This window comes from Thermophilibacter sp., assembly GCF_966187215.1.
The window spans coordinates 1-10,060 of the sequence record NZ_CBIFYV010000042.1 but is presented as its reverse complement, the minus strand read 5'-3'; the positions used below and the strand labels follow the sequence as shown (position 1 = coordinate 10,060).

Annotated in this window: 7 protein-coding genes; all 7 read right to left on the bottom strand. The window is 70.6% G+C overall.

All coding sequences use genetic code 11. The features are described from left to right. Positions 1-116 precede the first annotated feature (116 nt). A complete protein-coding gene (gene truB, locus ACWTSU_RS03995) occupies positions 117-1,067 on the bottom strand; it encodes a tRNA pseudouridine(55) synthase TruB (protein WP_455138589.1) in 951 nt (316 codons plus the stop codon). Beyond that, positions 1,064-2,089, bottom strand: a complete 1,026-nt coding sequence (locus tag ACWTSU_RS03990; protein ID WP_455138588.1) for a DHH family phosphoesterase — start codon at positions 2,087-2,089, stop codon at positions 1,064-1,066. The genes truB and ACWTSU_RS03990 overlap by 4 nt, the downstream gene beginning before the upstream one ends. Before the next feature lie 2 nt (positions 2,090-2,091). Then, complete coding sequence (rbfA, locus tag ACWTSU_RS03985; RefSeq protein ID WP_455138587.1) at positions 2,092-2,502, bottom strand: 30S ribosome-binding factor RbfA; 411 nt, start codon at positions 2,500-2,502, stop codon at positions 2,092-2,094. A gap of 15 nt (positions 2,503-2,517) precedes the next feature. Further along, entirely contained in the window at positions 2,518-5,136 is a 2,619-nt protein-coding gene (gene infB / locus ACWTSU_RS03980) for a translation initiation factor IF-2 (RefSeq protein ID WP_455138586.1), read from the bottom strand. A 68-nt stretch (positions 5,137-5,204) separates the two neighbouring features. After that, entirely contained in the window at positions 5,205-6,449 is a 1,245-nt protein-coding gene (gene nusA, locus ACWTSU_RS03975) for a transcription termination factor NusA (RefSeq protein ID WP_455138585.1), read from the bottom strand. 14 nt (positions 6,450-6,463) lie between these two features. Then, positions 6,464-6,952 (bottom strand): ribosome maturation factor RimP, encoded by a 489-nt coding sequence (locus ACWTSU_RS03970; RefSeq protein WP_455138584.1) that lies wholly within the window; start codon positions 6,950-6,952, stop codon positions 6,464-6,466. 175 nt (positions 6,953-7,127) lie between these two features. After that, on the bottom strand, positions 7,128-9,689 hold the full coding sequence (gene leuS, locus ACWTSU_RS03965; RefSeq protein WP_455138583.1) for a leucine--tRNA ligase: 2,562 nt from the start codon (positions 9,687-9,689) through the stop codon (positions 7,128-7,130). Positions 9,690-10,060 lie beyond the last annotated feature (371 nt).

The following is a 10,060-nucleotide window of genomic DNA, read 5'->3' as shown; positions in this document are numbered from 1 at the left end:
CGGGACGTCCCGGGCGCTCGTGGGCGAGCCCTCGAGCGCCGCGCGCACGAGCTCGCGGGCGGCGTCGGCAGAGAGCGGCGCATCGGGCGCCAGCGCCATCAGGTCGTCATAGGCGGTCACGCGCGCACCCCCTCGATGGCCTGCGGGAAGTTGGTCGAGCAGACCAGGCTCGCGCCGCGACGCTCCCAGATGCCGGCGAGGCCGCCGGCCAGCGTGAGGGCAACGCGCTCCCCGGCTCGAGGCTCGCGCCGCCCGCCGTCCGGGTCCGTCACCGAACCCGGCTCGATCCGCCGCCCGCACGAGACGTCGGCCACCTCGGCGTAGTCGAGCTCGCGGGCGGCCAGGCCGAGCGCGGCCACCGGGTCGAGGCAGCGCTCACGCACCAGCTCGGCGCCGCCGGCGTCCAGCTCCCCCAGCGTCACGCAGTCGCCGAGCGCGACCGGACCCGAGAAGGTCCGGCGCAGCGCTGACACGTGCGCTCCGCAGCCGAGCGAGCGACCCAGGTCGCGCGCGAGCGCGCGGACGTAGGTCCCCTTCGAGACGTCCAGGTCGACGACCCAGGAGCGCTCGTCGGGCACGACCCCCACGAGCCGCGCGTCGTGCACCGTCACGCGCCGCGCCGCGAGCTCGACCCGCTCGCCGGCGCGCGCCATCGCGTAGGCGCGCCGCCCTCCCACGGACACCGCCGAGAAGGCCGGGGGTACCTGGTCCTGCTCGCCCACCAGGCCCGCCACCGCGGCGGCGGCGGTTCCCGCGTCCATCAGCTCGTCCGGCACCGCGGCGGTTCTCGTCACGTCGCCCTCGGCGTCGTCGGTCGTGGTCTCGGCGCCCAGCGCGAACGTGGCGCGATAGCCCTTGCGGTCGAGCGTGAGCAGGCCGAGCAGCTTGGTCGCCTGGCCGACGCCCACCACGAGGACGCCCGTGGCGGCCGGGTCGAGCGTGCCGGCGTGCCCCACGCGGCGCTCGCCGAGCGCGCGGCGCACGCGCGAGACGACGTCGTGGCTCGTGAGGCCGGCCGGCTTGTCGACCGCGATGAGCGCCGAGAGGGCGCTCGGGCGGCGGCTCAACGCGCGCCGCCCTCGTCGTCGTAGAGCGCGCGGAGCTTGGGCAGGATCTTGGAGAGCGCCTGGTCGACGTCGCCGTCCACCGTGAAGCCGGCCGCGGCGGGGTGCCCGCCGCCACCCATCTCGCGCGCGATGACCGAGATGTCGCGGTCGGACTTGGCGCGGAGGTTGCCGCGGACCTTGCCGCCCGGGACCTCCTTGAGGAACAGCGCCACCTCGCAGCCGTCCACGCGCCGCACGATGTCCACGAGCCCGTCGCACTCGTCGATCGGGACGCCCGTGGCGTCGAGGTCGGCCATGGTGGCGTAGCTGTAGGCGATGCGGCCCTGCTCGAAGGTCGCGATGCGCCCCATGACCGTGGCGGAGAGGTGCAGGTACGAGAGGCGGTCGCTCTGGTAGACGCGCAGGGCGACCTCGGACGGCGAGGCGCCGGCGTCCACGAGCATGCTCGCGACCTCGAAGGCCTCGCCGTTGGCGTTCTGGTACTGGAAGCGTCCGGTGTCGGTGACCAGCGCGCACAGCAGGCACTGCGCCATCGTGGGGGTGAGCCCTCCGAGGACCATGCGGGCGTACTCGGCGACGATGACGCCGGTTGCCGCGGCGTCCGGCCGCACCACGCCGGCGTCCCAGAAGCGCTCCGGGGCCGGGTGGTGGTCGATGACCGCCACCGCGCGCGAGCGCTCGAGCACGGGGCGCGCCTCGTTGAGCCGCCCCGGCTGCGAGAGGTCCACGCAGACGAAGAGGTCGGGGTCGCCCGCGTACGCGGAGGCGCACACGAGCCGCTCGGAGCCCGGCAGGAACCGGTAGGTGCGCGGCACCACGTCCGAGTCGGCGAGAAGCCCCGTCACCTCGCGCCCGGGCCACGCGCGCTCGATCAGCTCGACGAGGGCGAGCGTGGAGCCGAGGGCGTCGCCGTCAGGCGAGGTGTGGGCGCAGACCGCGATCGTGGAGGCCCCCTCCACGAGGCGGCTGACGGCCTCCAGGTCCGCGCGCTGGCGCTCGATGAGCTCGTCGACCCTCGACACGGCTAGGCCTCCGATCCCTCGTCGCCCGCGTCTGGCGTGACCGGGTAGCCGAACTCGTCCTTCTCCACCGCGAGCGTCTCGGGGACGTCCTCGAGGGCGCGCGCGATGCGCTCGGCCTCGTCGGTGGTGGTGTCGATGCGGAAGTCCAGCTCGGGCGTCACGCGCCAGCCGAGGGCGTGGCCCAGAAGCGAGCGGATGCGACCCTTGGCGCGCGCGAGCGCGGCCTCGACGGCGGCGTAGCGCTCGGCGTCGCAGCTCACGTACGCGCGCAGGTACGACTTGTCCGGCGAGACCTCGACGCCCGTGAGGGTCACGAGCGCCAGGTCCGGGTCGGAGACCTCGAACAGCAGGATGCTGGCGAGCTTCTCGCGCGCGAGCTCGCTGGTCCGGCGGGTATGCTGGGTGCGCTTCATCTCTTCTCGCCTCGCCTACTCCGTGCGCGCGACCTCGTCGATGCGGAAGCCCTCGATGAGGTCGCCGGGCTTGACGTCCTGGTAGCTCTCGAGGCCGATGCCGCACTCGAAGCCCGCCTTGACGCTCTTGACGTCGTCCTTGTAGCGGCGCAGCGACGCGATCCTGCCCTCGTAGACGACGATGCCGTCGCGCACGAGGCGCACCTGGTCGTCGCGCGAGATCTCGCCCTCGGTGACCATGCAGCCGGCGGCCACGCCGACCTTGGGCACCTTGAAGGTGTCGCGGACCTCGGCGGTGCCGGTCTGGACCTCCACCTCGGTGGGCTTGAGCATGCCGATGCGGGCCGCGTCGATGTCCTCGATGGCCTTGTAGATGACGCTGTAGGTGCGGATCTCGACGCCGTCGCGCTCGGCCGCGGCGCGGGCCTTGGCCTCCGGGCGCACGCCGAAACCGATGATGATGGCGTTGGAGGCGTCCGCGAGCGTGACGTCGGTCTCGGTGATGGCGCCCACGGCGGAGTGGATCGTGTTGATGCGCACCTCGGACTGGTCCATCTTGTCGAGGGAGTCCTGGAGCGCCTCGATCGAGCCCTGGACGTCGGCCTTGATGATGAGGTTGAGCTCCTTGACCTCGGCGTCGGCCATCGTGTCGAAGAGGTTCTCGAGCGTGACGTGCTTGACGCGGTTCTGCTCCTCGATGCGGGCCTTGAGGGCGCGCTCGTCGGCGAGCTTCTTGGCGTCGCGCTCGTCGGTGAAGACGCGGAACTCGTCACCGGCCATCGGCACGCTCTGCAGGCCCAGGATCTCGACGGCGTCGGAGGGGCCGGCCTCCTTCACGTTGTTGCCCTTGGGGTCGAGCATGGCGCGCACGCGGCCGTAGGCCATGCCCGCGACCAGCGCGTCGCCCACGTGCAGCGTGCCGCGCGTGACGAGCACCGTGGCCACCGAGCCGCGGCCGCGGTCGAGCTTGGCCTCGAGGACGTTGCCGGAGGCGAAGGTGTCGGGGTTGGCCTTGAGCTCGAGGACGTCGGCCTGCAGCAGCACCGTCTCGAGCAGCTCGTCGATGCCGATCTTCTTCTTGGCCGAGATGTTGACGAACATGTTCTGCCCGCCCCACTCCTCGGGGATGATGCCGTACTCGGTGAGCTCCTGGCGCACCTTGTCGGGGTTGGCGCCGGGCTTGTCGATCTTGTTGACGGCCACGATGATCGGCACGTTGGCCGCCTTGGCGTGGTTGATCGACTCGATGGTCTGCGGCATGACGCCGTCGTCGGCGGCCACGATCAGGATGACGATGTCAGTCACCTTGGCGCCGCGGGCGCGCATGGCCGTGAAGGTCTCGTGGCCCGGGGTGTCGATGAAGGTGATCGTGCGACCGTTGACCTCGACCTGGGAGGCACCGATGGCCTGCGTGATGCCGCCGGCCTCGCCCTCGGCCACGCCGGTGTGGCGGATGGCGTCCAGAAGCGACGTCTTGCCGTGGTCGACGTGGCCCATGACGGTGACCACGGGCGGTCGCGGCTTGAGCGACTCCGGGTCGTCGTAGAAGGTGAAGGAGTTCTCCTCCTCCTTGGTCATGACCTTGACGTCGCGACCGAGGTCGTCGGCCACGAGCTCGATGAGGTCGTCGGACATCGACTCGGTGAGCGTCAGCGGGGTGCCCAGCAGGAACAGGCGCTTGATGATGTCGTTGGCGGGCACGCCGAGAAGCTCCGCGAGCTCCTGGACCGTGGAGCCCTGCGGGACCTTGACGGTGTCGAGCTGCGAGAGGTCCTGGTCGTTGGCGATGGCCTCCTCGATTGCGTGCTCCTTGGCCGCCTCGGCCGCCTGCTTCTGGCGGCGCTCCTTGCGGCGCTTGCGGCGACCGGTGGACTCGCGCGACGCCTCCTCGACGGCCTCGCGGGCCTCCTCGAGGACGCGGCTGCGGTTGTAGGCCTCTGCCTCGCGCGCCATGCGGCTGTAGCGGTCCTCGCCCTCGCCCTCGCCGCGGCGGCCCTTCTTGCGGCGGCCGCGGCCGTCACCGGAGGGAGCGGGCGCGGGGGCCGGCGCGGCGGCGGCGCGGTGGGAGCCGGCCGAGCGCGGCGACTCGGAGCGGCCGCGCCCGCGGCCCTTCTCGGCCGCCTTCTTCTGGGCGTTCTCCTCGGCCTGCTTCTTGAGGATCTCCTCCTGCTGCGCGATCTGGTCGAGCAGCGAGGTGAACGAGGGGATGGACTTCGGCGCGTTGTCGTGCACGCGGTTCTTCTCGGCCTCCTCGGCGGCCTTGCGCTCGGCCTCGGCCTTCTCGGCCTCAGCCTTCTTGCGCGCCTCCTCGGCGGCGGCGCGGCGGCGCTCCTCCTCGGCGCGCTCGGCCTCGCGGCGCTGCTCGGCGGCGAGGCGCTCGGCCTCGGCCTTCTCGGCGGCCTTGCGCTCCTCCTCGGCGCGCGCCTCCTCCTCGGCGCGCTTCTGGGCCTCGATCTCGGCGGCGTGGGCCTCGAGGATGGGCTTGAGCTTCTTGCGGACCATCGACACGTAGGCGTCCTCGAGGGTCGACGAGGCCGACTTCGCGGGGATCTTCATGTCGGCGAGGTGGCCGAGCATCTCCTTGCTCGAGATGCCGTACTCCTTCGCGAGGTCGTGTACGCGCGTCTTTGCCATGTGACCTACCTTCCAAGAGTTCGGGCGCGGGCCCGGGGGTTAGCGTGCTGGGGTGCTCCGGGACGTCCCTAGATGAGCGAGTCGGGGTCGGAGCTGACGTCGGCGTCGGCCATCTGCTCGTGGACGCCGCAGAAGCGCGAGCCGGGGCGGGCCATGTTGCGGCACTGGATGCCGCTCGGGCTCACGTACTCGCAGCGGTGCGCCTCGTCGAGCTCGTCGTCGCCCGCGGGCTCCGCGGCGCGCGGCAGGTCGCGCAGGACCTCGGCCGCCAGCGACTCGTTCTTGATGTCGATGTGCAGGCCGGTGAGGCGGGCGGCGAGGCGGGCGTTCTGGCCCTCCTTGCCGATGGCGAGCGAGAGCTGGTCGTCGGGCACGATCACCGTGGCGTAGTTGGTCTCCGGGTCGATGATGACGCGAGAGACGCGGGCCGGCGAGAGCGCCGAGGCCACGCAGCGGGCCGGGTCGTCGCTCCACAGGACCACGTCGACGCGCTCGCCGCGCAGCTCGGAGACGACGGTGCGCACGCGGCTGCCCTTGGGGCCCACGCAGGCGCCCACCGGGTCGAGGCGGTCGTCGTTGGACGAGACGGCCACCTTGGAGCGCACGCCGGGCTCGCGGGCCACGCTGCGGATCTCGACGACGCCGTCGTAGACCTCGGGGACCTCGAGCTCGAAGAGGCGGCGCAGCAGGTCGGGGTGGGTGCGCGAGACCACGATGGGCGGGCGCTGGCGCTCGCCGCGCACCACCGGCTGGGTGGAGTTGGGGTCACGGACGTCGATGATGATCGCGCGGAGGCGCTGGTTGTGGCTGTAGCGCTCGCCCGCGGGGCGCTCGTTGCGCTCCTCGGGGAAGCGGCGCAGGTCGAAGTGGGGCAGCTCGGCCTCCACGCCCTCGCGGATCTTGATGATCGTGAAGTCGGGCGTGGTCTGCAGCACCGTGCCGGTGATGATGTCGCCCACGCGCTGCGAGAACTCCTCGTAGATCTGGACGCGCGCGGCGTTGCGCACGATGGCGCGGATCTCGGCCTTGGCGTGCTGGGCGGCGATGCGGCTCGTGTCGGGCGGGGTGACGTCCACCTCGTCGAACTCGGCGTACTCGCCGGTCTCGGGGTCGGGCTCGCCCTTGGGGACGAGCTCGTAGACGTAGACGTGGCCCGTGGCGCGGTCGATCGTGACGCGCGCGCCGAAGGGCAGGTGCAGGACGTCGGCGTAGCTCTTGGCGAGCGACTGCTCGAGGCGGTCGAGGAGGTAGAGCTGGTCGATGTGACGCTCGCCGCAGAGCTGCTCGAGGGCTGCCATCATCTCAGAGGCCATGTGATTGTCCCTTCCTACTTGTTCTGCCCGAGGTCGTAGTCGGGCTTGATCGTGCACTTCCTGATGTCGTCGTAGGCCACGGCGACGCGCTCGCCGTCGCAGTCGAGGGTGACGGCGTCGCCGTCGATGCCCACAAGCTCGCCCGTGAAGCGGCGGCGCCCCTCCCCCGGCGCGAGCGCGAGCGAGACGCGCTCGCCGGCGAAGCGCTCGAAGTCGCGGCGGGTGCGCAGCGGGCGCGCCATCCCGGGCGAGGAGACCTCGAGGGTGAAGCTCGAGTCGATGGGGTCGAGCTCGTCGAGGGCCGCCGAGATCCACTCGGTCTCCGCGGTCACCTCGTCGAGGGTGATCGTGGGCGCGTCCTCGTCGGCGTGGTCGATCCGCACGCGGACGCACGGAGCCTTGGTCGCGCCGGTGACCTCAACGTCCACGATGGCGACGCCGCGCTCGGCCGCCCTTGGCTCGAGCGCGTCGATGATCGTCTGCTCTAGGCCCTGCCTGGGCATGGTCCCTCCTCGCCTGCATACAGAAAGGAAGCGGGGCGAGACGTTCCACCCCACTTCCTGCGGTTACAGCAACATTTCGCTGCTAGTGTACGGTGCTTCTCGCCCCGCGTCAAGCGTCGCTCCACGAGAACGCCACAAGCGGACGCCCGGTGCGGGACGCGGGGTCCGGCCGTCCCTAGACGGCCACGATGTTGACCAGGCGGCCCCTGACCACGATGACCTTCTTGATGTCCTTGCCGACGAGCTGGTCGGCGACGGCGGCCTTGGCGGCCTCCTCCAGCTCGGCGTCGGTGGCGTCGGCCGGCACCGTCACGCGGCCGCGGACCTTGCCCTTGACCTGGACGGCGATCTCGACCTCGTCGGCCTTGGCGGCCGCCTCGTCGAACTCGGGCCAGGCGGCGTTGTAGACCGAGCCCTCCTGAGAGAGCGCCGCGCTCCAGAGCTCCTCGGCCCAGTGCGGGCAGATCGGGGCGAGCATGCGCACGACGGCGCTGGCGACGGCGAAGCTGAGCGCCGGGTCGCGCCGGTCGGCGGGCACGTCGTTGACGTACTTGGACGCGGCGTTGGTGATCTCCATCACGGCCGAGATGGCGGTGTTGAACTGGCAGCGGTCGAAGTCCGTCGTGCACTTGAGCCCCATCGCGTTGAGCGTGCGCCACAGCTCCGCGCCCTCCGCGTCCAGCCCGGAGGCGTCGACGGCACCCTCGGCGGCGCCCTGCGCGAGCAGCCAGACCACGCGCCAGGCGCGCTTGATGAAGCGGTTGGCGCCGGCGACGGCCTCCTCGTCCCAGTTGAAGTCCTTCTCGGGCGGGGCGATGAAGAGGATGGCCAGGCGCATGGTGTCCGCGCCGTACGGCTCGATCACCGAGGAGGGCGGCACGACGTTGCCCTTGGACTTGGACATGGTGTCGCCGTTGGCGTCCTTGACCATGCCCTGGCAGAGCAGGTTGGTGAAGGGCTCGTCGCAGTCGATCATGCCGAGGTCGCGCAGGACCTTGGTGAAGAAGCGGCTGTAGAGCAGGTGCAGGATCGCGTGCTCGATGCCGCCGATGTAGTTGTCGACCGGCATCCAGCGGTCCACGGCCTCCTTGGAGAAGGGCAGCTCCTCGTTGTGCGGGTCGCAGTAGCGCAGGTAGTACCAGCTCGAGCACGTGAACGTGTCCATCGTGTCGGTGATGCGCTTGGCGGGGCGCCCGCACTTGGGGCAGGTGGTCTCGTAGAACGGCGCGTACTCGGCGAGCGTCTCGCCGGCGCCGAGGTCGAGGTTGTCCGGCAGCGTGACGGGCAGGTCCTCGTAGGGTACCGGCACGTCGCCGCAGCAGTCACAGTGGATCATCGGGATGGGATTGCCCCAGTAGCGCTGGCGGCTGATGAGCCAGTCGCGCAGGCGGAACTGCACGGTCTTGCGGCCGAGGCCCTTCTCGCCGAGCCAGTCGATGATGGCGTCGACGGCCTCGGAGTGCTTGCCGCCCCTCATGCCGGTGAACGGGCCGGACTGCACGAGGTAGCCCTCGGCCTCCATCGCGTGGTCCCAGTCGACCGAGGTCACGCGCAGCTCGCGCTCGTCCTTGAGCTCCTCGTAGAGCGGGTCGTCCTTCTGGCAGATGATCGGCGCGATCTCCAGGCCGTACTTCTTGGCGAAGTCGAAGTCGCGCTGGTCGCCGCAGGGCACGCCCATGACGGCACCGGTGCCGTAGTCCATGAGGACGTAGTCGGCGACCCAGATCGGCGCGGGGCGGCCGTTCACCGGGTTGATGACGTAGCGGCCGGTGAAGACGCCGTGCTTCTCGCGCTCCGAGCCCTGGCGGTCCACCGACGAGACCTTCTCGGCGGCGGCCTTGAGCTCGAGGAAGGCCGGCTCGTACTCGGTGCCGGCAACGAGCTCGGCGGCCAGCGGGCTCTCGGGCGGCAGCAGGAAGAAGCTCACGCCGAAGAGCGTGTCCGGGCGCGTGGTGAAGACCGTGATCTTGGTGTCGGTGGGCGTCACGCCGTCGGTGTCGGCGAGCGCGAAGTCGATCTCGGCGCCCTCGGAGCGGCCGATCCAGTTGGCCTGCATCGCGCGGACGCGCTCGGGCCACTTGCCCTCGAGCAGCTTGAGGTCGTCGAGGAGCTCCTGGGCGTAGTCGGTGATCTTGAAGTACCACTGGCTGAGCGGGCGCTTCTCGGGGATGGAGCCGCAGCGCCAGCACTTGCCGTCGACGACCTGCTCGTTGGCGAGCACCGTCTGGCAGCCCGGGCACCAGTTGACCGGCGAGGTGTCGCGGTAGACCAGGCCCTTCTCCCACATCTTGAGGAAGATCCACTGGCCCCACTTGTAGTACTCGGGGTCGCAGGTGTTGAACATGCGGTCATAGTCGTACGAGAAGCCCATGCGGCGCATGGTCTTCACCGCCTGGTCGATGTTCTTGTGGGTCCAGACGCTCGCCTGGGTGTTGTGCTTGATGGCGGCGTTCTCGGCCGGCAGGCCGAAGGCGTCGAAGCCCATGGGGTGCAGGACGTCGAAGCCGCGCATGCGGGCCTGGCGGGCCATCGCGTCGCCGATCGTGTAGTTGCGGGCGTGGCCCATGTGCAGGTCGCCGGAGGGGTACGGGAACATCTCGAGCACGTACTTCTTGGGCTTGACGGGGTCCTCGTCGGTCTTGTAGAGGCCCTCGGCGTCCCAGGCCGCCTGCCACTTGGTCTCGATGGCCTCGGCGTCGTAGGCCGGGACCTCGAAGTTCTTCTCGGCGTCGCTCATCTGCGTGGCTCCTTCGTGTGCGATGGTCAACCGCCACATTGTAGCAGGACGCGCACGGGCGGCGAGAGGAACCTGGGAGCGCGCGGCATCCCCGCCCCTGCACATGCAACAACCTGACGCATGTGCGGAGTACGGGAGCGAGCCACGTCCCGCTCCGCCCATGCACATGCGGCAATATGACGTACGTGCATGCCCTAAAGCGCCACGTGAGGCGTCATACCAGAGTTCTTGCCATGCACATGCGGCACGCTGACGCATGTGAGTGAGACGGGCGGCCATAATGGCCGTCCGGATGGGAACCAAGACGTGTACATGCGTCACATTGACGCAGGTGCACGGAAAATGAGGACATAAGGGGGAGGCGGCCGGAA